The sequence below is a fragment of the Micromonospora sp. HM134 genome (assembly GCF_007833915.1).
Taxonomy (GTDB): domain Bacteria; phylum Actinomycetota; class Actinomycetes; order Mycobacteriales; family Micromonosporaceae; genus Micromonospora; species Micromonospora wenchangensis.
In genome coordinates, this window is record NZ_CP041061.1 from 46,169 (window position 1) to 66,647 (window position 20,479).

Consider the following 20,479-nt stretch of genomic DNA (forward strand, 5'->3'; position numbering starts at 1 on the left):
CTGATGGCGCTGTGCGCCCTGGCCGCCGTGCCCCCGGCGATCGAGGCGGTGCTGCTGGTCCACCTCGGGTTCGTCGCCGCCGAAGGGCTGTCCTCCCAGGTCACCGCCGTCTGGCCGTACGACACCTATCACGACCTGCGCTGGCTGTACGTCTACCACGACTCGTGGCCCGACTTCCTGGTCGGGCTGCTGCTGGTGATCGGGTTCCGGGCGCTGCTCACCACCGGGCTGGTCGCGCTCGCCTGGCCCGCCGGGGTGGACCGGCCCGGCCTGCGCTGGCTGCTCGGCCGCAACCTCGGGTTGTCCGCCGTGGTCACCGCGCTGGTCGCCCCGTGGGCGTTGATCTCGGTGGCCGCCTCGGTGGTCGCGCTCTCCTGGGTGCTGCTCGCCTCGCTGCTGCCGATGTTCCTGCTCGCGCCGTTCCTGCAACGCGCCGCCGTGGTCGGGCCGTGGTGGCGCGGGTTGCCGTCGATCTCCCTGGTCGGCTGGTCGCTGCTGAACTTCGTGGTGATCACCGTGGCCAGCGCGCTGTGCTGGAGCGTCCCCGGCTGGTGGACGGTGCCCGTCGCGCTGCTCGCCGGGGCGGCCAACGGGCTGCTCTGGGAACGCACCGTGCACGTCGCCGTGCTGGCCCCCCGGGTGCGCTGGGCGCGGGTGCCGGTCACCCCGATCGCCGTCGCGCTGGCCCTCGCCGTGCCGCTGACGATCCCCGTGCTGGTGCAGGTCGTCCCGGCCGGGGTGACGATCGAGCAGGTGGTGCTCGGGCAGCGGCTGCCGGCCGACGTACGGCACGCGGTGATCGTCCTCGCCGGCCACGGGTCGACCTACGACGGCACCCCGCCCGTCGACGCGAACGTGGAACGGTTCTCCTACCGGGGGCTGGGCGGGGACGGTCGACCGCTGCCGTACCGGTCGTCGGACACCAACCGGTCGCTGGAGAGCGGGGCCGCCCTGCTCCGGACGCAGGTGGACCGCCTGCACGGGCGTACCGGCCGGCCGGTGGCGCTGGTCGGGGAGAGCGAGGGGGCGATGCTGGCCCGCACCTACCTCGCCCAGCGCCCGCACCCGGCGGTGGACACGCTGGTCATGTTCAGCCCGTTGATCAACGCGGGACGGGCGTACTACCCGCCGGCCGGGGCGGCCCACGGCTGGGGTGTGGCCACCGGCTGGCAGCTACGGGTCCTGCTCGGGACGATCGAACTGTTCGGGGTCACCGACGCCGGGCCGGACGAGCCGTTCATCCGCTCCCTGCTGGACAACGCGCCCTTCTACCGTAACCAGTCGATGTGCCCGGTGCCGGGCGTGCGGATGGTGGCCTTCCTGCCGACCACCACGGCCACCGAGGCGCCGCCGGGCGAGTACACCGGTATCCCGGTGTTCCAGATGCCCGGGGTGCACGGTGGGCTGCTGGGCCGGTCCCTGGTCCAGGACCGTCTGATCCACTTCCTCGCCGGGGTGCCGGAGAGCCGGATGCGGCGGGAGTATCCGCTGCTCCAGCAGCTCGGCGCGGGCTGGCAGGCGCCACCACTGGCGATCCGGGTCAACCCGGCCTGGAACGACGTCCGCCAGCCGGACCCGTCCTTCACCGGGAAGGTCTGCCAGCCTTCGTGAGCTGCGCGTCGTCCCGGCTGCCGTGCCGGTGCCGGACGACCAGCCGGACGGCGGCGAGGGTCAGTCCCACCACGATCAACGCCTCGATCGGGTGGTACGGCGCGAACAGCAGGTGTACGACGACGACCGCCGCCCCGACCACCATGGCGGCGGTCACCCAGCGGCGGCGGGCGAACGCGACGACCAGGCCGGTCGCCACCAGCAGCACCCCGCTCGCCACGTGCAGCCAGGCCCAGTTGGTGAGGTCGTAGAAGACCAGCCCGTCGGCGTGCAGCGAGACGTAGACGTCGCCGCTGTCGACGTCGCCGATCCCGGACAGCACGTCGAAGAGGCCCGCGCCGACCAGCAGGCCACCGGCGAGCAGCAGCGACCGGTCCGGCCGTCGTGCCGTCATCCCACCCTCCCTCCCCTCCCAGGCTAGGGCCGGCGGGGCACGCCGTCCGGCGATCACCGGCGGCACCCGACCCGGCGGCCACCGGCGGCACCCCGCCCGGCGGTCGCTGTCCGCCTGCTGAACCCGCGGGTAACCGAGGGGCCCCGGTGTCCGGCCCGAGGTCTACGCTTGCCAGGTGACTGTGGGGCAGCAGGCTAGGGGCAGCGCAGGCAGCGCGGGCCGGCGCCGGTCGAGGCGCGACGAGATCCTGGAGATCGCTGTCGGGCTCTTCGCCGCCCGCGGCTACCACGGGGTCTCCATGGACGACATCGGTGCGGCCGCCGGGGTGACCGGCCCCGCCCTCTACCACCACTTCGCCGGCAAGGAGGCGATGCTCGCCGCCGCGCTGATCCCGGTCAGCGAGGGGTTGCTCGACGGTGGCCGGGACCGGGCGGCCAGCCGTCCGGGTGACCCGCGTGGCGCGCTGGAGTCCCTGATCGACTTCCACGTCGACTTCGCGCTGGCGAACCCGGCCGTGATCGCCCTGCACCTGCACGAGTTGGACCGCCTCCCGGACGAGCCGCGTCGCCGCATCCGCAAACTCCAACGGCTGTACGTCGAGGAGTGGGTGACCGTGCTGACCGCGCTGCACCCGGGGCTGCCCGACGGCGAGGCGCGGGTGCTGGCGCACGCCGCGTTCGGCCTGATGAACTCGACCCCGTTCCTCGGCGGCGAGGTCGACCGGCGGCGTCGGGCGGCGCTGCTGCGGGCCGCCGCGCTGGCCGCCCTGCTCGCCGAGACCGACTCCTGACCCTCCCGCCCGACTCGTGGCCGACGGCCCGACCGTGGTTTCCTGGCATCCGTCCCCACCCTGGACGTCGAGCAACCGTCCCCACCCTGGACGCTGGAGGAAACATGATCGAGTCGCTGTTGGTCGCCAACCGGGGCGAGATCGCCCGTCGGATCATCCGTACCGCGAAGCGGCTCGGTGTGCGGGCGGTCGCGGTGCACTCGGAGGCCGACGCCGACCTGCCGTTCGTGGTCGAGGCCGACGAGGCGGTGTGCGTGGGTCCGGCGAACCCGGCCCAGAGCTACCGCAACGTGGAGGCGATCCTGGCCGCCGCCGAGTCCACCGGCGCGCAGGCGGTCCACCCCGGCTACGGCTTCCTGTCGGAGAACGCCGACTTCGCCCGTACGGTGCAGGCCCGTGGGTTGGTCTGGGTCGGGCCCGGCGCGGACGCGATCACCGCGATGGGCGACAAGATCAACGCGCGGAACCTGATGGCGGCGGCCGGGGTGCCGGTCGCGCCCGGCACCACCGAGCCGGCCACCGACCTCGACGCGGCGGTCGCCGCCGCCACGGAGATCGGCTACCCGGTGATGGTCAAGGCCGCCGCCGGTGGCGGCGGGATGGGCATGGCGGTGGCCGCCGACGAGACCGCGCTGCGCACCGAGTACGACAAGGTCCGCGCGTTCGCCGAGCGGATGTTCGGCGACGGCTCGGTGCTCATCGAGCGCTACTTTCCCCGGGTACGCCACGTCGAGGTGCAGATTCTCGGCCTGGCCGACGGCCGGGTGGTGGCGCTCGGCGAGCGGGAGTGCTCGGTGCAGCGGCGCAACCAGAAACTGGTCGAGGAGTCCCCCTCCCCGGCGGTGTCGCCGGAGCTGCGGGCGCGGCTCCTGGCCGCCGCAGTACGGGCCGGCGAGGCGGTCGGCTACCGCAACGCGGGCACCGTCGAATGCCTGCTCGACCCGGCCACGCAGGAGTTCTTCTTCCTGGAGATGAACACCCGGCTCCAGGTGGAACACCCGGTGACCGAGCTGGTCTACGGCGTCGACCTCGTCGAGGAGCAGCTGCGGGTGGCGGCCGGCCTGCCGCCGACGTTCGACCCGGACGCGCTGACCCCGCGCGGGCACGCGATCGAGCTGCGGATCAACGCGGAGGACCCGAAGCGTTTCCTGCCCGGCCCCGGCGTCATCGGCACCTGGGTGGAGCCGACCGGCGAGGGGGTACGCGTCGACTCCGGGTACGTCGCCGGCAACACGGTGACCCCGTTCTACGACAGCCTGCTGGCCAAGCTCGTCGTCACCGGGGCGGACCGGGCCGAGGCGATCGGGCGGGCCCGGCAGGCGGTGGCCGGCTTCGCGGTGGCCGGCCCGAAGAACAACCTGCCCTTCTTCGCCGAGCTGCTGACCAACGAGGAGTTCGTCTCCGGCGACTACGACACCGGCATCGTCGGCCGGATGCGCTGACCCCGGCGTGGCCGACCACGGGGTCCGTCGACCCGGACCCCGTGGTCAGGCCGGCCGGGTCCCGCCGGGCAGTTGCGGTCGCGACGTCGGGCGGTACGCCGGTGCCAACACCACGTCGAGGCGGGGGGCCACCGGGTCGATCCGGGGTGGGCGGTGCCGGCCGGCCGGGGCGTCGTTGGTCGGGGTCGGGCCGGGCGGGAAGTGCCCCGGGTTGCGGTCCTTGTGGGCCGCCCCGGCCGACGCCTGCCGTCGTGGCGTCGTCGGGCCGGCGCCGGGTGGCCCGCCCGGCGGTCGACGCCCCGGGGCGTCGAGGGTGGCCCGCAGCAGGCTGATCTCGGCCTCCCGGGCGGTCAGCGTCCGACGCAGCGAGGCGTTCTCCCGGAGCAGGTGGGCGACCAGCGTCCGGGCGTCGTCCCCGGCCGGGTCCGGTGGGAAGGCCCCGGGGTCGGTCGGGTCGGCGGTGGGCGTCCGGCGGTCCGTCGGCGGTTCACCCCGGGCCGCCTCGTAGAGCCGTTCGAACCGGCGCAGGGTGGCCTGCCGGTCGGCGGGCGCGACGGTGCACTCGACCACCAGCACCACGGTCTGCCACGGCGGCCCCTTCGTCTCGGTGGTGAAGTGCCGGGACAGTCGCTTGCGCCAGGTGTCCCGGTCCCGGCCCGGCCGGTTGCGGCAGATCCGTTCGGCCAACCTGCTCCAGGTGTCGACCGCCCCGAACTCCGGGGAGCGTTCGATGAGGTCGCGGACCGCCAGCGCGTACTCGGACACCGCCGTCGAGCCGTACCGGGCCGCGTATCCGGCGGCGAGGTGCTCGCGCGGGACGAGCCAGTGCCGCTGGTGCCGTCCCCGGGTCGGGGAGGGCGTGCTGGGGTGGGAGGGCATCGGTGAACCTTTCGTACGGAGCTGTCAGACCCGGGAAGGTATTCGTACCCTCCATCCACAAATCGTGAGCGCCCCGGCCTGTGTCCGTGGTCAGTTTCTGGCCGGGTGGTTGTCCGGGTAGGGCCGGGCGGTGTCCGGGTTGGACGGTCCCGGCCCGGGGCGGCGGTCGGTGCCTTGCGGCCGTCCTCGGACGGTCCACTTTGGCCGCCCGCCCCGGCGCTGCCCGGCCAGAACGGCGTGCGGTACGGCCCGGGTGGTCGTTGGGCCCGTCGTGCGACAGGTCTCGTCGCCGCACGTTCGTCGGCGGTCGGCCGGCACACACGCGGCGGGAGCCGGACGTGCCACACGGGCGGTGGAGAGGCCATCGCCGGTCACGCGGCCTGGGGGCGGAGAACATGGGAAGCGGAAGACTGACCAACGGCGCGTGCCCGCGCCCCGACCGTCGTCGGGTGGGCCGGCACCTGCGGTCGATGTCGCTGTTCGCGGAGGGTGCGGTGGCGATGGCGCTGGTGCTGGGCCGGGAGGACGCGGTGGCCTGGGCGGGCGCGGTCGCCGCGGTGCTGCGCACCGCCGCCGAGCTGGCGGAGGGATCACCGGGCCGGTGACCTCCCGGGGTGCCGGGCCGGCCAGTACCCGGGCCGGCCCGACACCCCGGGGTGGCGTGGCGGCGGTGGCCGGCGTGGTGGTTCCCTGGAGGGACCACCGGTCGTCCGGCGTCACCGGTCGTCGTCTCCACGAGGGGCGGCGACGCGGGACGACCCCCGGCGACCCGATGTCACAGCGAGGTGACCATGAGTCAGATGCCAGCGGCGGTGTCGATCCGCGAGGTCGGGCCGCGCGACGGGCTCCAGAACGAGGAGCCGATCCCCACCGGGGCCAAGGTGCGGCTGCTCGACGCCCTCTCCGGCACCGGCGTGCGCCGGATCGAGGCGGTGTCGTTCGTGCACCCGAAGGCGATTCCGCAGATGGCCGACGCCGACGAGGTGTGGCGGCGGGCCGGGAAGGCCGAGGGGGTCCGCTACTCGGCGCTGGTGCCCAACACCCGGGGTGCCGAGCGGGCCCTGGCCGCCGGTTTCACCGAGATCGAGGTGGTGGTCTCGGCCAGCGACACGCACAACCGGCGCAACGTCAACCGCTCGACCGACGAGTCGCTCGACGACATCGCCGAGCTGATCGACCTGCTGCACGCCTCGGGCGCACGGGCCGAGGTGATCGTGGCGACCAGCTTCGGCTGCCCGTACGAGGGGGACGTCGACCCGGGGCGGGTCGCCGGGATCGTCGAGCGGGTGGTCCGCGACGGCGCCGACCGGGTCGCGTTCGGCGACACCACCGGCATGGGTACGCCCCGACGGGTCCGGGAGCTGGTCACCGCCGTCCGCGACCGGGAGCCGGACGTGCCGGTGCTGCTGCACTTCCACAACACCCGGGGCACCGCGCTGGCGAACCTGCTGACCGCGTTGGAGCTGGGGATCACCGAGTTCGACGCCAGCGTCGGTGGCCTGGGCGGCTGCCCGTACGCGCCGGGGGCGAGCGGGAACCTGGCGACCGAGGAGGCGGTGCACATGCTGCACGACATGGGCGTCGACACCGGCATCGACCTGGACGCGCTGATCGGGGTCGCCGAGTTGGCCGAGGAACTGCTCGGCAAGCGGCTGCCGTCGGGGGTGCTGCGGGCCGGTCCGCGTACCCGGCTGACCGCCCGGCCCTGACCGGGCCCGTCGGGGGCGGATCGGCCCGATGACGCGGGGAGGGGCCGGCGTGGTGCCGGCCCCTCCGTCGGGTCGCGTCGTGGGTCAGCCCACGCTGAGCAGGCCCGGCCAGCTGTCCTTGAAGACCTGGCTGCCGGTGCTGCTGCGGCGGTCGTTGGCGCTGAGGGTGCCGGCGAACAGGCTGCTGACCCGGTTCGCCTCGGTGGTGCTCGGGTACGGGTTGGTGCAGCTCGTCCCGGCGCTGCCGCCCGACATCAGGATCGCGCAGTTGCCGTTGTAGTTGTCGGGCAGGCCGAGGATGTGCCCGATCTCGTGGGTCATGATCCGCAGCGGGCTGTACTGGGCGGCCTGCTGGGTGTCGATGTAGACCCGCCCGTTGCCGAGGCTGGTGCGCTGGGCGTACGAGCCGCCGCCGGTGATCTGGTAGATCCGCAGGTTGGTGCCGCAGTTCGCGGTGAGCGTCAGGTTGTTGGTGGCGTTGTTCCAGATCGAGGCGGCCTGGTTGGCGATGCTCGCGTAGCTGGGCGCCTGGCTGGTGTTGTAGCAGATGGTCATCGCGGCGGAGGCGGGCGCGGGGTTGGCGACCGTGATACCGAGGGTCGCGGTCGCCGTCGCCAGGGCGGCGACGGCGAGGCGCTTGATGCGTGAGTTCATGGCTCACTCCAATCCGGAGGGGGTGTCAGGAGCGTAGCCATATCGATAGTTAACTATCAATATCCGGAGTGGAAGTCGGTCGGGTGGTCGGGCGGGGCCCGGATGCGCTAGCCTAACGATCGTTCAGGCTGGTCGGCGCGTCCACCACGACGCCCACGGCGGCATGGCGGTCGGGCGCGCCCACGAGGCGCGGGGCGAGGGGGTCGGCGTGACGCTCGACGGTGAGGCACTGGAGCAGCTACGCAAGCGGGCCCGCTCCGGCGGCGCCGACAAGTACCACGCGGCCAACGCCGGCAAGGGCAAGCTCTTCGCCCGGGAACGGGTCGCGCTCCTGGTCGACGAGGGCTCCTTCGTCGAGGACGGCCTCTACGCCAACGCCCTGGCCGAGGGGTTGCCCGCCGACGGCGTGGTCACCGGCACCGCCACCATCGACGGCCGGCCGGTCTGCCTGATGGCCAACGACTCCACGGTCAAGGCCGGCAGCTGGGGTGCGCGGACCGTCGAGAAGATCATCCGGATCATCGAGCGGGCCTATTCGACCGGCGTGCCGATGGTCTACCTGGTCGACTCGGCCGGCGCCCGGATCACCGACCAGGTCGACCTCTTCCCCGGCCCCCGGGGCGCCGGCAAGATCTTCTGGAACCAGGTCCGCGCCTCCGGGGCGATCCCGCAGGTCTGCGCGCTGTTCGGGCCGAGCGCCGCCGGTGGGGCGTACATCCCGGCGTTCTGCGACGTGGTGGCCATGGTCGAGGGCAACGCCAGCATGTACCTCGGCTCCGACCGGATGGTCGAGATGGTCACCGGGGAGAAGACCACCCTGGAGGCGATGGGCGGGGCCCGGGTGCACTGCGCCGAGTCCGGCGTGGGGCACTTCCTGTGCAGGACCGAGGCCGACGCGCTCGACGTGGTGAAGACCTACCTGTCGTACCTGCCGGCGAACTGGCAGCAGCAGCCGCCGGCCGCCCCGGCCGTCGCCGCGCCGGAAAAGGCCGATCTCGCCGCGCTGGTGCCGGCCAGCGAGCGACAGGCGTTCGACATGCGCCGGTACGTCAAGGGCCTGCTCGACGAGGGGTCGTTCTTCGAGATCCAGGCGCTCTGGGCCCGGGAGGTGACCATCGGCTTCGGCCGGCTCGACGGCGAGGTCGTCGGCGTGGTCGGCAACAACTCGATGTTCAAGGGCGGCGTGCTCTTCGTCGACTCGGCCGACAAGGCGACCCGGTTCGTGCAGCTCTGCGACGCGTTCAACGTGCCGCTGCTGTTCCTGAGCGACGTGCCCGGGTTCATGGTCGGCAGCGCGGTGGAGAAGCAGGGCATCATCCGGCACGGGGCCAAGATGATCACCGCGATCTCCGAAGCGACCGTACCCAAGATCTGTGTGGTGGTCCGCAAGGCGTACGGCGCGGGCCTGTACGCGATGGCCGGTCCCGGCTTCGAGCCGGACGCGACGATCGCCCTGCCCACCGCGAAGATCGCGGTGATGGGGGCGGAGGCGGCCGTCAACGCCGTCTACGCCAACAAGATCGCGGCGATCGCCGACGAGGCCGAGCGGGCCGCGTTCGTCGCCGCCAGGCGGGCCGAGTACGAGCGGGACATCGACGTGGTGCGGCTCGCCAGCGAGCTGGTCATCGACGCGATCGTCGAACCGCACGAGCTGCGCGGCGAACTGGTCCGCCGGTTCACCGCCGCCCGCAGCAAGGACCGGCACTTCTCCCGCCGACGGCACGGGGTCACCCCGGTCTGACCGGCCGGTGATCCGCCGCCGTCCCCGGCCGGCCCGACCGGTCGGCACCGAGCCACCGACACCGCCGTCGACCGGGTCCGACCGGTCGTCCAACCGATCCGTCGTCGCCGGCGTCACGAGCGCCCGGGGCGGCACCCGTACAGGAGGAACCGATGGACTTCCGGCTCAGCGAGGAACACGAGGCGCTGCGGGAGAGCGTGCGGGACTTCGCCCGCGAGGCGGTCGCCCCGGTGATCGCCGAGCACTACGAGCGGCACACCTTCCCGTACGAGATCGTCCGGCAGATGGGCAAGATGGGGCTGTTCGGCCTGCCCTTCCCGGAGGAGCACGGCGGCATGGGCGGGGACTACTTCGCGCTCTGCCTGGCGCTGGAGGAGCTGGCCCGGGTCGACTCCAGCGTGGCGATCACCCTGGAGGCGGCGGTCTCCCTCGGCGCGATGCCGATCTACCGGTTCGGCACCGACGAGCAGCAGGCCCGTTGGCTGCCGAAGCTGCTCAGCGGCGAGGCCCTCGCGGGGTTCGGGCTGACCGAGCCGGGCACCGGGTCGGACGCGGGCGGCACCCAGACCCGGGCCGTCCTGGACGGCGACGAGTGGGTGATCAACGGATCGAAGGCGTTCATCACCAACTCGGGCACCGACATCACCGCGCTGGTCACCGTCACCGCGGTCACCGGCACCAACCCGGACGGCTCGAAGGAGCTGTCCACCATCATCGTGCCGTCGGGAACGCCCGGGTTCACCGTCGCGCCCGCGTACTCGAAGGTGGGGTGGAACGCCTCGGACACGCACGAGCTGACCTTCGACGACTGCCGGGTGCCGGCCGGGAACCTGCTCGGCGAGCGCGGCCGGGGCTTCGCCCAGTTCCTGCGCATCCTCGACGAGGGGCGGATCGCCATCGCCGCGCTGGCCGTCGGCCTCGCCCAGGGCTGCGTCGACGAGTCGCTGAAGTACGCCAAGGAGCGCCAGGCGTTCGGCCGGCCGATCGGCAACTACCAGGCGATCCAGTTCAAGATCGCCGACATGGAGCTGAAGGCGCACACCGCCCGGCTGGCCTACTACGACGCCGCCGCCCGGATGCTCGCCGGCGAGCCGTTCAAGCGGCAGGCGGCGATCGCCAAGCTGCACGCCAGCACCGTCGCCGTGGACAACGCCCGGGAGGCCACCCAGATCCACGGCGGCTACGGCTTCATGAACGAGTACCCGGTGGCCCGGTTCTGGCGGGACTCCAAGATCCTGGAGATCGGCGAGGGCACCTCCGAGGTGCAGCGCATGATCATCGCCCGCGACCTGGGCCTGTGACCGTACCCCCGCAACCGGTCCGTCGCCGGGTGGGAACGGCTCTCTGTCGGGTATCCGCAGCCCTTCGTCGGTAGGCCGACGAAGGGCTGCCCGGCGTCGTATCCCGTCCGTACCCTTCCTGCCCATGACCCCGGATCATGATCACTCGCCCGGCGCGGGTGGTCGTACCCCGATCGGGGAGCTGGTGCGGGCCCACCGCCTGGCCGCCGGTCTCACCCAGGCCGACCTGGCACAGCGGGCCGGGGTCGGCGTGCGGACGGTCCGCGACCTGGAACGCGGCCGGGCCCACCGGCCGCACCGCACCACCGCCGAGCTGATCGCCGGGGCGCTCGGCCTGACCGGCGCGGCGCGCGCCGGCTTCCTCGCCAGCGCCCGGGGCCGGGCCGCGACCGCCCCGGCCGCCCCGGGCGTCGCCGGGCTGCCGCACCGCGCGCCCGCCGCCGGCACCGTCCCCCGCGACCCCGACCTCCCGGGTACGCCGATGGCGCTGCCCCCGCCGGTCGAGCTGATCGGCCGGGAACGGGAACTCGACGAGCTGACCGGCCTACTGACCGGCGACGGCTGGCCGCCGGTGCTGAGCCTGGTCGGCCTGGCCGGGGTGGGCAAGACCGCGCTCGCCCTGGCCGTGGCGCACGCGGTGGCCGACGCCCACCCGGGCGGGGTGGCCGGGGTGCTGGTCGGCACCGGTTCCGACGCCAACGACGTGCTCGCCGCGGCCTGCGCGGTGCTCGGCGCGGCCCGGCTCGCCGAGCTGGCCGCCCGGCTGCGGGGCCGCCCGGCGCTGCTGCTGGTCGACGCGGTCGAACGGGCCCCGGACCCGGTGGCCGAGGTGGTGCACCTGCTCGTCGCGGCGGTGCCCACCCTGCGGGTGGTGGCGACCGGCCGGCATCCGGTCGGCATCCCCGGCGAACTCGTCCGCCCGGTCGCGCCGCTGGAGGTGCCCCCCGCCGGGGTGGTCGACCCGGCCGAGCTGGCCCGGTGGCCGGCGGCGGCCCTGTTCACCGCCCGGCTGACCCGGGTCCGCCCGGAACCGCCCGGCCCGGACGAGTTGCCCGCCCTCACCGCGCTGGTCCGCCGCCTCGACGGCCTGCCGCTGGCGATCGAGCTGATGGCGGCCCGGGGCCGCATCCTCGACCTGCCCGAACTGCTCGACCGGTACGGCGACCGGGTGCTCGACCTGGCCGGCCCGGATCTCGGCGGGCGGGGCTGGGAGGCCGCGCCGCCGCGGCGTACCGACGAACCGGCCCGGTCCACGGTCGCGGTGACCCTGCGCGAGGCGGTCGCCACCAGCTACCGGCTGCTCGACGGGTGGGAGCAGGCCGCGTTGCGCCGGCTCTCGGTGTTCGCCAACCGGTGGTCGGTGGAACTGGCCGAGGAACTGCTCGCCGACGAGGCCGACCGGGACCCGTCGGTGGTGGTCGACCCGGTGCCGCTGCTCGACCGGCTCGTCGAGTTGGGCCTGCTCAGCGTCCGGGGTGCCGGGCCGCTGCGGTTCCGCCTGCTCGACGCGGTCCGCGAGTACGCCGTCGAGCAGGCCGCCGGCCGGGGCGAGCTGACCGCCGTCCGTCGCCGGCACGCGGTGGTGATCACCCGGTTGGTGGCCCGTACCGCACCGGACCTGGTCGGGGCGCGACAGCCGGCGGCCGTCCGTCAGCTCGACGAGGCGACCGGGGACATCGGCGCGGCACTGGCGCACGCCGCCGGGGACGATCCGGTCACCGCGCTGCGGCTGGCCGCCGAGCTGACCCGCTGGTGGCGGATGCGGGGGCGGGACGTCAGCGGCCGGCAGTGGCTGTGCCGGCTGCTCGCCGATCCCCGTACCGCCGACGCCGATCCGGTGCTGCGGGCCTGGGCGCTGCTCGGGGTGGCCCGGCTGGCCGCCGAGCACGGCGCGGCGGCGCAGGAACTGCCTGCCGCCCGTGCCGCGCTCGCGGTGCTGGCCGGTCGGGCCGACGTGGCCGGGGAGCTGGCGGCGCGGACGGTCCTCGGCACCCTGCTGGTCGCGACCGGCGGGTACGACGAGGCGGCCGAGCAGGCGCATGCGGTGCTGACCCTGGCCACCCGGCACGGCCGGACCCGGGACATGGCGGTCGCCCAGCACCATCTGGCCTGGCACGAGATCCGCCTCGCCGACCTGTCGGCGGCCCGGCGGCGGCTGGCCGCGGTGGACCGGCTGGCCGCCCAGTGCGGGGAGCCCCGCCTGCGCCTGCTGGCCCGTGCCGACCTGGCCGAGGTGGCCCGGCTGGAGGGTCGCCACGGTGACGCGGTGGACCAGGGCCGGCGGGTCGTCGCCGCGCTGGCCGGGGTGGGTGATCCGGGGCACCGACGGCGGGTGCTCGGCACGGTGGGGCTGGCGCTGGCCCGGTCGGGTCGGCTGGACGAGGCCGCCGAGGTCCTGGCCGAGCTGCGCTGCGACGGCCGTCCGGGGCTGCCCGGGTCCCGGTCGGAGGCGGGCGCGGCCGGGGGTCGTCCGGGCGGCGGCGGGCCGGTCCGGGCGGAGGAGTCGGTCTGCGCGCTGATCGAGGGCACCATGGCCCAGCACCGGGGGGACCGGGAGTTGGCGGCGGAGTGGTTCGCGGTGGCGGAAGCTGCCGGTGCGGCCGGTCAGGACCGGCGGGACGTGGTCGAGGCCCTGGTCGGGTTGGCCGTGAGCACCGGCTCCGCCGAGGTGCGGGAGCGGCTGGCGCAGGCGTGCCGGCGCGGCGGCATCCGGCTGCTGCCGGACGAGGAACGTCTGCTGGGCTAGGCGCGGGGGTGGCGCGAGCGAACGAGCCCCCTGGTCAAACCCCTCGCTCAATCGCTCGCGCCGGCACCCCCCGGTGCTCCCCCGCGCGATGAAGGCTAGCCAGCCGGGCCGTCCGTTTTGCGGCGATCGGCGGCTCTGCGACCGGTGGGGCCGACGGGTTCTGCCGCTTTTTCTGCCGGTCCGCCGGCATCCTGTTGGCGGGCGGTCAGCAGGACGGCGGCTCGTCGGTCGGCGCCTGGTCGGTGCTGCCGGCGGTCGCCCCCGGGTGGACGGCGTCGCGTACCCGGCGCAGGCCGTCCAGCATGGCGGCGAGGGTCCGGGGTTCGAGTTGACCGGTGAACCACTGCTCGATGATCTGGAGGTGGCCGGGCAGGGTCTCGTCCAGCCGCTGCATGCCGGCCGGGGTGACCACCGCGTACGAGCTGCGCCGGTCGGACGGGCAGGCGCGACGCCGGAGCAGCCCGTCGCGCTCCATCCGGTCCACCACCCGGGTGACGCCGCTGGTGGACAGGGAGGTCTGTGCGGCCAGGTCGGTCATCCGCAGTTGGTTGCCGGGGGAGCGGGCCAGGCGCATCAGCACCTCGAACTCGACCGCGGAGACGCCGTGCTCCTCGTACTGCGCGGTGAACCGGGCGGTCAGCCCGGCGTGCGCCTCGACCAGGAGGCCGACGGCGGTGATCCGGGGGTCGTCGAACACAGTCTCGTCCACCTGGCCATCCTAGCAGTGCTTGACACGGGGAATATTGCTGCGGTTATAGTTGCTCAGGCAGTCGTTGGGCTACTAAACAATCTTCCCCGGAGGGCAGTTACATGACCAGCACCGAGTCGGTTACCCGCGACTGGGACGGCCTCACCATCCCCGCTGCCGGCACCTACCTGCTGGACGCCGCGCACAAGCGGGTCGGCTTCGTCGCCCGCCACATGATGGTCAGCAAGGTACGCGGCGAGTTCGCCGACGCCACCGCCACCATCACCGTCGCCGAGGACCCGTTGCAGTCCTCGGTCACCGCCACCATCCAGGCGGCCAGCATCAACACCGCCCAGGCCGACCGGGACGGCCACCTGCGCAGCCCCGAGTTCCTCGACGTCGAGCAGTTCCCGACGCTGGAATACCGCAGCACCGCCGTGAAGTCCCACGACGGCAACGAGTTCGTCCTGCTCGGTGACCTCACCATCAAGGGCGTCACCCGCCAGGTCGAGCTGGAGGTCGAGTTCGAGGGCGTCGGCCGCACCCCGTTCGGCACCGACGTGTTCGGCTTCACCGCCAGCACCGAGATCGACCGCGAGGACTTCGGCCTGACCTGGAACGTCGCCCTGGAAACCGGTGGCGTGCTGGTCGGCAAGAAGATCAAGATCGAGATCGAGGGCGAGGCCATCCGGCAGGCCTGAGCCCGGCACGTCGAAGCCCCCGCTCACCGCGAGCGGGGGCTTCCCCGTGCCCGCGTGCGGATTGTCACTGTCCGGCGACGGCGACATCCGGTGCTGGTGGACGGCCGCTGGGTAGAGAAGCGGGACAGCGCATACCCGGTGGGCACTGGCCCCGGCGCGTGGGCGCTCTTATGGTGGTTCACACTGCGCGCCGGGACGGTCACCGCCCCGCGCGTCTCACGCCTGGAGGAAACATGGGTAGGGACGTCGAGCAGGGCGCGTTCTCCCGGGAGGACCGGGTCCGCTACCGGCAGAAGGTGCGGCGCTGCCTGGACGTCTTCGCGTTGATGCTCGACGACTTCGGTTTCGACGCCGACCGGCCGATGACCGGTCTGGAGATCGAACTCAACCTGATGGACCCGGACGCCGAACCGGCGATGCGCAACGACGAGATCCTCGCCGCCATCGCCGACCCGCTCTTCCAGACCGAACTCGGCCAGTTCAACCTGGAACTGAACGCCGCGCCCCGGCTGATCGAGGGGGGCGGCTTCGCCCACTACGAGAGCGACCTGCGCAGCAGCCTCACCCGGGCCGACGAGCGGGCGGCCCGCTCGAACGCCCGGATCGTCATGGTCGGCATCCTGCCCACCCTGACCGAACGGCACCTGGTGGCCGACAACCTCTCCACCAACGAGCGGTACCGGGTGCTCAACGACCAGATCGTCGGCGCCCGGGGCGAGGACATCGAACTGGACATCCGGGGAGTCGAGCGGCTGCGGACGCACACCGACTCGATCGTCCCCGAGGCCGCCTGCACCAGCCTCCAGTTCCACCTCCAGGTCGCGCCGGACAGCTTCGCCGACTACTGGAACGCCTCCCAGGCCATCGCCGGCGTCCAGGTCGCCGTCGGCGCGAACTCGCCGTTCCTCTACGGCCGGCAACTCTGGGCCGAAACCCGGATCGCCCTGTTCCAGCAGGCCACCGACACCCGCCCGGACGAGCTGAAGGCCCAGGGGGTACGCCCCCGGGTGTGGTTCGGGGAACGCTGGATCACCTCGATCTTCGACCTGTTCGAGGAGAACGTCAGGTACTTCCCGCCGTTGCTGCCGATCTGCGCCGACGAGGACCCGGTCGAGGTGCTGCACGCCGGTGGCGTCCCGCAACTGTCCGAGCTGCGGCTGCACAACGGCACCGTCTACCGCTGGAACCGCCCGGTGTACGACATCATGAACGGCCGCCCGCACCTGCGGGTGGAGAACCGGGTGCTGCCGGCCGGCCCGACCGTGGTCGACATGCTGGCCAACGCCGCCTTCTACTTCGGGCTGGCGCGCGGGCTGGCCGAGTCCGACCGGCCGATCTGGAGCCAGCTCACCTTCAGCTCCGCCGAGGAGAACTTCCACGCCGCCGCCCGACGGGGCATGGACGCCGTGCTGCACTGGCCCCGGCTCGGCGAGGTGCCGGTCACCAAGCTGGTCCTCGACACGCTCCTGCCGAAGGCGGCCACCGGGCTGGACCGGTTCGGTGTCGCCCCCGCCGAACGGGACCGGCTGCTCGGCATCATCGAGCAGCGCTGCCGTACCGGCCGCAACGGCGCGGTCTGGCAGACCGAGACGGTGTGGGCCGCGCAGCGGCAGCGCAACCTGGACCGGGACGCGGCGCTGCGCCACATGGCCAACCGGTACGCCGAACTCCAGCGCAGCAACGAACCGGTGCACACCTGGCCGGTGGACTGAGCCCCGGGGCGGCGGTCGACGGTCAGGGGGTGCGGCGACCGGGGCGGGGCCTGGGCACGGCGGGCGGGTCCGTCGGGCGCACCCCCGCCGGGTCGCCCTCCGGCTGGCCGCCACCGGGCGATCCGGGGTCCTGGTCCGTCCGGGGTCCGGCGGGCGTCGCACCGGCTGCCGGGGCGCTGCGACCCCGGCGGACCGGCCGGGCCCGACCGACCGCCGAGGGAGCGGAACCGCCCCCGGCGTCCGGCAGCGGTGCCGGGTCACCGCCCGGGTCGGCCGGACCGGTCGTGCCGGTGGGGGAGGTCGACTCCCGGTCGGGGGCGGTGTCCACGGGGCCGGTCGGCGGGTCCGCCGCAGCGGCCGGGAGGTCGGGCCGGGTGTCCGGTTCGGCGGGTGCGACCGGGTCGGTGCCGGCCGGCAGGTCGTCCGGTTCGCCGGCACGGGGACGGGGCACCGACGGCGTCGTCCGGGCGGCGGCCCGTCGTTCGGCCCGCTGGGCGAGCGAGGCCACCAGCACCGACCCGGCCGCGCCGACGATGACCGCGTAGGGCGCGACGAGGTGGGCGGAGACCTGGGCCGGGGAGATCGTGGCCAGCCGGGGCACGGCGAGGAAGTAGGCCACCGCGACGAGCAGCGGCCCGGCGGCCCCGGAGACCACCGCACCGAGCCGCAGCTCGGGCGTCCGGGCGGCCCGTCGGGCGGCCGACGCGCCGATCAGCAGGGCCGAGCCCAGGGCGAGCAGCGCGCCCGGCCAGTAGAGGTGGTCCCGCCACCAGAACCGGGGGCTGTCCTGGGCGATCTGCCAGATGCCGAGCTGGGCGCTGGTCAGCCCCCGGCCGGCGAGCACCCCGTCGACGACGGAGACCACGGCCAGCAGCCAGAGCCAGCCGACGGTGGCGATCACGTTCGTCGCGGCGGCCCGTGAGTGCAGCGCCCAGACCGCCACCACCAGCCCCACCAGCACGCCCACCCCGGCGTACCCGGCCGCGACGGTCTGCGGCGAGAAGGTCTCCGGTACGGACGCGGCCCGCGACGGCACCGCGACCAGCAGTACGGTGATCAGCGCGCCGACCGCGCCGGCCACCGCGAGGGTGACCCGGTGCAGCGCGCTACCGGCGGCGACGTCCCCGCCCCGCTCGTGCAGCCGTTGGGCGCAGACCGCCCCGGCGACGGTGGAGACGGCGGCGATCCAGGTCGCCCAGGCGAGGCTGGCGAACCAGGACGGCTCGGTGGCTCCGGCGTCGACCGGCGTCCAGTTGATGATGCCCAGGCCGTAGCCGAAGCCCAACTGCGCGGCGCCCACACCGGCGGCGACGCCCAGCGCGGTGAGCACCGATCCTCCCCAGCCGCGTCCCGCCATGCCGGGACTGTAGCGTTCCCTGGTCGAGGCGGCGAGTCGGACGACCGCCGGAGCACGGCCGGTGACCGCTGGGCGGCGGCCGGTACCGTTTCGGGGACGAGGCGGGGGAGCGGCATGGACGACGAGTACACCGAACAGGACAGTGTGGAACGGGACCGGCCGGGCCGGGGCACGTTGCTGCTCGGCGGCACCCTGGCGACGGTCCTGCTGGCCGCCGTCGGGGGCACCGTCGGATGGGTGCTGGCCGACCCCGGCGACCCGGAGACCGGCGCCACCCCGGCAGCGGCGGCCAGCGGACCGTCCACCCCGGTCGACGCGCCGACCACCGCCCGGCCGACCACCGCGCGGGCCACCACACCCCCGCCCCCCGCCGCCACCGGTGGTGGGTTGACCGTGCCCCGGCTGGTGGGGCTCGACTTCGAGAAGGCGCGGGACGCGCTGCACGACCGGAAGCTCGGCTGGCGGCTGGTGTTCGGCACCGGATCGGGCCGGACGGTGACCCGTACCGTGCCCGCCCAGGACACGTCGGTGAAGCCGGGCACCACCGTGCGGGTCGAGGTCAGCGGGCCGGCACCCGAGGTCGAGGTGCCGGACCTGATCGGCGAGGACTGCGACGACGCCGCCGACGAACTGGGCGAGGTGGGCCTGTTCCCCCGGTACCCCACCGGCAACCGTGGTGAGGTCACCGCCCAGGTGCCGGCGGCCGACGCGACCGCGCACTGGAACGACCAGGTCGCCATCTCCTGCGGTGACCGACCGACGCCGACCGCCGGGGCGACGCCGACGGGCTGACGGGCGGGTCGCCGCGCCGGTCCCGGTGGATGCCGGCCCCGACCGTTACCGTGGTGGGGCCGAGGGCCACGCCCGCCTGGCCGGCCCGGGGCCGCGCACGGTGGGTCGAGCGCCCGCCGTCCGCCAGGTGGCGAGAGGACGTGCGATGAGCGACGACCGCCAGGACCCACCCGCCGACGACGCGACCCGCCCACTGCCCCGCCCACCCGACGACGCGACCGGCCGGCTGCCGGCTGCCGACCGGACCGCGCCGCTGCCGGCGGACCGGCCCCCGGCGGGTGGGCCGCTCCCGGTCGACGCCACCGCCCGGCAGGAGCCGGTGGACGCGACCCGCCCGCTGCCACCCGCCGACGGGACGACCCGGCCCGAGCCGGCCGGTGCGCCGGTCTGGTCCGGTCGGGCCGGGGTGCCGCCGCCACGGGCCGCCGACCCCCGGGAGCCGGCCGAGTGGTACGCCGAGGAGCAGCGCGGCCGACGCTGGTGGACGCCGATCCTGCTGGGGGTGCTCGGGCTCGTCCTGCTGGGGCTGGTCGGGGTGGGGATCTGGCTGGCCCTGCGGGCGGTGGACACCCCGTCGGACGGGACACCGACCCCACCGCCGACGGCCGTGCCGACGACGGGCGCCGCCCCGAGCACCGCACCGCCCACCACCGCGCCGACCACCGGGCCGCCGACGACCCCACCGACCACCGCGCCGTCGACCGAGCCGGCGGCGATCGCGGTGCCGCCGCTGGTCGGCCTCTCCCAGGAGACGGCGGAGGCGCTGCTGGGGCGGCTCGGGTTGTCCTCCCGGGTGCAGACGCGGGAGTCGGACCGGCCACCCGGCACCGTCCTGTCCACCGATCCGGAGGCCGGCCGGCCGGTGAGGCCGGGTGACGAGGTGACCCTGGTGGTGGCCGCCGAGCCGTCGGCGTCGCCGACCGGCACCGCCACCCCGACCGCCACCCCCACCGGGTGACGGGCCCGGGGCGTTCCGCCGGCCCGGCTCACCACATCCGGCGTCGGGTCCCCACCAGGCCCAGCCCGGCCAGGGAGATGGCCAGCCCGAGCAGGCCGGAGTAGAACAGCGACTGGGCGACGGTCTGCGGGTCGTCCGACGGGTGCCGGGGCTCGGCGAGCGCGGAGGCCCCACCGCCGCCGACCCCGGACTGAGTCGTCCCTCGGTCCCCGCCCGGGTCGGCCGCTTCGTCGCCGTCGGCCGGCAGGTCGTCCCCGGGTGGGGTGTCGGGCCGGCTCCCGGCGGGCGGTGCCGGCTCGGGCCGCGTACCGTCGCCGGGCGGGGCGTCGGCGGGCTCGGCCACGGTGATCTCGGGGGCCGGCACCGGCTCGGCGAGCCGGGTGGCCGACTCGGCCGGGTAGCGGGCCACCACCACGAGGGTGAGGACCGTGCCGATCAGGACCAGCAGCCCGAAGGCGTGTCCGAGGCGGGACCTGTGGTGCCGCCGCGCGGCGGGCAGATAGACCATGGCCATCCCAGGTTCAGGGGCCGGATACGCGCGGGGTGGAGACGTTCGCCGGGGTGGGCGTACCGAGTCTATGGCGGCGGTACGCCCTCCGGCCGGGTAATCGGGGAGTCAGCCCACCGCGATCGGCGCGCGGTTGACCGGCCGGCGCGACCGCGCGGTGTGCTGACGCGGTACGGCTGCGGCCCGCAGCTGGGTCAGCCCGGCCCGCTGGACGAAGATCGAGCGGCGGCTGACCGCGTCGCCCGCGGCGTTCAGCTGGTAGCCGTCGAGCCAGAGCCAGCCGTCGTACGTCGGCCAGTCGAGCACCCGGATCACCCGGAAGGTGATCGGTCGGAGGAACTGCACACTGGCGGCGCGGGTCACGTGCAGAACGTCACCGGAGCGGGGAAGCACATGGGCTCCTGGGAGGATATGGCCGGCGTCGCGTGGCCGGCCGGTGCGGAACGGGGACGGATGCGTTTCCGGCGACGGGGTTGTGCCTCGCGGGCCGGTGCTC

The 20,479-nt window shown here is 74.5% G+C and carries 19 protein-coding genes; 12 read left to right on the forward strand and 7 right to left on the reverse strand.

Going from position 1 to position 20,479, the window contains the following annotated elements; all coding sequences use genetic code 11:
- Positions 1–3: 3 nt before the first annotated feature.
- The gene (locus tag FJK98_RS00240) at positions 4–1,611 is read left to right on the forward strand and encodes an alpha/beta hydrolase (protein WP_145922489.1); all 1,608 of its coding nucleotides are present in this window, start codon (positions 4–6) and stop codon (positions 1,609–1,611) included.
- Here FJK98_RS00240 and FJK98_RS00245 read toward each other — a convergent pair.
- Positions 1,583–2,005: a hypothetical protein gene (locus tag FJK98_RS00245; protein ID WP_145917208.1), complete on the reverse strand. Its 423-nt coding sequence runs from the start codon at positions 2,003–2,005 to the stop codon at positions 1,583–1,585. The two genes, FJK98_RS00240 and FJK98_RS00245, sit on opposite strands and share 29 nt — an antisense overlap.
- A gap of 175 nt (positions 2,006–2,180) precedes the next feature.
- On the opposite strand from FJK98_RS00245, the gene FJK98_RS00250 reads away from it, so the two are divergent.
- Both FJK98_RS00250 and FJK98_RS00255 read left to right on the forward strand, forming a co-directional pair.
- On the forward strand, positions 2,181–2,795 hold the full coding sequence (locus FJK98_RS00250) for a TetR/AcrR family transcriptional regulator (protein WP_145917209.1): 615 nt from the start codon (positions 2,181–2,183) through the stop codon (positions 2,793–2,795).
- A gap of 104 nt (positions 2,796–2,899) precedes the next feature.
- Positions 2,900–4,237, forward strand: coding sequence for an acetyl/propionyl/methylcrotonyl-CoA carboxylase subunit alpha (locus tag FJK98_RS00255; RefSeq protein ID WP_145917210.1), 1,338 nt, complete (start codon positions 2,900–2,902; stop codon positions 4,235–4,237).
- A 45-nt stretch (positions 4,238–4,282) separates the two neighbouring features.
- Here FJK98_RS00255 and FJK98_RS00260 read toward each other — a convergent pair whose 3' ends face one another.
- On the reverse strand, positions 4,283–5,116 hold the full coding sequence (locus tag FJK98_RS00260; RefSeq protein WP_145917211.1) for a hypothetical protein: 834 nt from the start codon (positions 5,114–5,116) through the stop codon (positions 4,283–4,285).
- Positions 5,117–5,511: 395 nt separating this feature from the next.
- On the opposite strand from FJK98_RS00260, the gene FJK98_RS00265 reads away from it, so the two are divergent.
- Together FJK98_RS00265 and FJK98_RS00270 are read left to right on the forward strand one after the other, a co-directional pair.
- Complete coding sequence (locus FJK98_RS00265; protein ID WP_145917212.1) at positions 5,512–5,721, forward strand: hypothetical protein; 210 nt, start codon at positions 5,512–5,514, stop codon at positions 5,719–5,721.
- 186 nt (positions 5,722–5,907) lie between these two features.
- Positions 5,908–6,825 carry a hydroxymethylglutaryl-CoA lyase gene (locus FJK98_RS00270; protein WP_370516967.1) on the forward strand — a complete coding sequence of 306 codons (918 nt, stop codon included), beginning with the start codon at positions 5,908–5,910 and terminating at the stop codon, positions 6,823–6,825.
- Between the two features lie 84 nt (positions 6,826–6,909).
- On the opposite strand, the gene FJK98_RS00275 is transcribed toward FJK98_RS00270, so the two are convergent.
- Positions 6,910–7,479, reverse strand: coding sequence for a snapalysin family zinc-dependent metalloprotease (locus tag FJK98_RS00275; protein ID WP_145917213.1), 570 nt, complete (start codon positions 7,477–7,479; stop codon positions 6,910–6,912).
- Positions 7,480–7,687: 208 nt separating this feature from the next.
- Between FJK98_RS00275 and FJK98_RS00280 the strand changes: the two genes are divergently transcribed.
- From FJK98_RS00280 to FJK98_RS00290, 3 genes are all read left to right on the forward strand, one after another.
- Positions 7,688–9,220 carry an acyl-CoA carboxylase subunit beta gene (locus FJK98_RS00280; protein ID WP_145917214.1) on the forward strand — a complete coding sequence of 511 codons (1,533 nt, stop codon included), beginning with the start codon at positions 7,688–7,690 and terminating at the stop codon, positions 9,218–9,220.
- A gap of 152 nt (positions 9,221–9,372) precedes the next feature.
- Positions 9,373–10,521 (forward strand): acyl-CoA dehydrogenase family protein, encoded by a 1,149-nt coding sequence (locus FJK98_RS00285; RefSeq protein WP_145917215.1) that lies wholly within the window; start codon positions 9,373–9,375, stop codon positions 10,519–10,521.
- Between the two features lie 124 nt (positions 10,522–10,645).
- A complete protein-coding gene (locus FJK98_RS00290) occupies positions 10,646–13,267 on the forward strand; it encodes a helix-turn-helix domain-containing protein (RefSeq protein ID WP_145917216.1) in 2,622 nt (873 codons plus the stop codon).
- Between the two features lie 205 nt (positions 13,268–13,472).
- On the opposite strand, the gene FJK98_RS00295 is transcribed toward FJK98_RS00290, so the two are convergent.
- Entirely contained in the window at positions 13,473–13,976 is a 504-nt protein-coding gene (locus FJK98_RS00295; RefSeq protein ID WP_145917217.1) for a MarR family winged helix-turn-helix transcriptional regulator, read from the reverse strand.
- Between the two features lie 101 nt (positions 13,977–14,077).
- Between FJK98_RS00295 and FJK98_RS00300 the strand changes: the two genes are divergently transcribed.
- On the forward strand, positions 14,078–14,656 hold the full coding sequence (locus FJK98_RS00300; protein ID WP_088645742.1) for a YceI family protein: 579 nt from the start codon (positions 14,078–14,080) through the stop codon (positions 14,654–14,656).
- 233 nt (positions 14,657–14,889) lie between these two features.
- Positions 14,890–16,368, forward strand: a complete 1,479-nt coding sequence (locus FJK98_RS00305) for a glutamate--cysteine ligase (protein ID WP_145917218.1) — start codon at positions 14,890–14,892, stop codon at positions 16,366–16,368.
- A 22-nt stretch (positions 16,369–16,390) separates the two neighbouring features.
- Here FJK98_RS00305 and FJK98_RS00310 read toward each other — a convergent pair whose 3' ends face one another.
- Positions 16,391–17,725 (reverse strand): hypothetical protein, encoded by a 1,335-nt coding sequence (locus FJK98_RS00310; protein WP_205789340.1) that lies wholly within the window; start codon positions 17,723–17,725, stop codon positions 16,391–16,393.
- A gap of 114 nt (positions 17,726–17,839) precedes the next feature.
- On the opposite strand from FJK98_RS00310, the gene FJK98_RS00315 reads away from it, so the two are divergent.
- Entirely contained in the window at positions 17,840–18,517 is a 678-nt protein-coding gene (locus FJK98_RS00315) for a PASTA domain-containing protein (protein WP_145917219.1), read from the forward strand.
- A gap of 145 nt (positions 18,518–18,662) precedes the next feature.
- Positions 18,663–19,475, forward strand: a complete 813-nt coding sequence (locus tag FJK98_RS00320; protein ID WP_145917220.1) for a PASTA domain-containing protein — start codon at positions 18,663–18,665, stop codon at positions 19,473–19,475.
- A 28-nt stretch (positions 19,476–19,503) separates the two neighbouring features.
- On the opposite strand, the gene FJK98_RS00325 is transcribed toward FJK98_RS00320, so the two are convergent.
- Positions 19,504–19,989: a hypothetical protein gene (locus FJK98_RS00325; protein ID WP_145917221.1), complete on the reverse strand. Its 486-nt coding sequence runs from the start codon at positions 19,987–19,989 to the stop codon at positions 19,504–19,506.
- 102 nt (positions 19,990–20,091) lie between these two features.
- Positions 20,092–20,376: a hypothetical protein gene (locus tag FJK98_RS00330; protein ID WP_088645737.1), complete on the reverse strand. Its 285-nt coding sequence runs from the start codon at positions 20,374–20,376 to the stop codon at positions 20,092–20,094.
- Positions 20,377–20,479 lie beyond the last annotated feature (103 nt).

Excerpts from the sequence above, each read along its gene's own strand:
- FJK98_RS00300 (WP_088645742.1), top strand. The coding sequence starts at position 14,078 with ATGACCAGCACCGAGTCGGTTACCCGCGACTGGGACGGCCTCACCATC.
- FJK98_RS00305 (WP_145917218.1), top strand. The coding sequence starts at position 14,890 with ATGGGTAGGGACGTCGAGCAGGGCGCGTTCTCCCGGGAGGACCGGGTC.
- FJK98_RS00310 (WP_205789340.1), bottom strand. The coding sequence starts at position 17,725 with ATGGCGGGACGCGGCTGGGGAGGATCGGTGCTCACCGCGCTGGGCGTC.
- FJK98_RS00260 (WP_145917211.1), bottom strand. The coding sequence starts at position 5,116 with ATGCCCTCCCACCCCAGCACGCCCTCCCCGACCCGGGGACGGCACCAG.
- FJK98_RS00315 (WP_145917219.1), top strand. The coding sequence starts at position 17,840 with ATGGACGACGAGTACACCGAACAGGACAGTGTGGAACGGGACCGGCCG.
- FJK98_RS00270 (WP_370516967.1), top strand. The coding sequence starts at position 5,908 with ATGAGTCAGATGCCAGCGGCGGTGTCGATCCGCGAGGTCGGGCCGCGC.
- FJK98_RS00290 (WP_145917216.1), top strand. The coding sequence starts at position 10,646 with ATGACCCCGGATCATGATCACTCGCCCGGCGCGGGTGGTCGTACCCCG.
- FJK98_RS00265 (WP_145917212.1), top strand. The coding sequence starts at position 5,512 with ATGGGAAGCGGAAGACTGACCAACGGCGCGTGCCCGCGCCCCGACCGT.
- FJK98_RS00285 (WP_145917215.1), top strand. The coding sequence starts at position 9,373 with ATGGACTTCCGGCTCAGCGAGGAACACGAGGCGCTGCGGGAGAGCGTG.
- FJK98_RS00325 (WP_145917221.1), bottom strand. The coding sequence starts at position 19,989 with ATGGCCATGGTCTATCTGCCCGCCGCGCGGCGGCACCACAGGTCCCGC.
- FJK98_RS00275 (WP_145917213.1), bottom strand. The coding sequence starts at position 7,479 with ATGAACTCACGCATCAAGCGCCTCGCCGTCGCCGCCCTGGCGACGGCG.
- FJK98_RS00245 (WP_145917208.1), bottom strand. The coding sequence starts at position 2,005 with ATGACGGCACGACGGCCGGACCGGTCGCTGCTGCTCGCCGGTGGCCTG.
- FJK98_RS00320 (WP_145917220.1), top strand. The coding sequence starts at position 18,663 with ATGAGCGACGACCGCCAGGACCCACCCGCCGACGACGCGACCCGCCCA.
- FJK98_RS00255 (WP_145917210.1), top strand. The coding sequence starts at position 2,900 with ATGATCGAGTCGCTGTTGGTCGCCAACCGGGGCGAGATCGCCCGTCGG.
- FJK98_RS00240 (WP_145922489.1), top strand. The coding sequence starts at position 4 with ATGGCGCTGTGCGCCCTGGCCGCCGTGCCCCCGGCGATCGAGGCGGTG.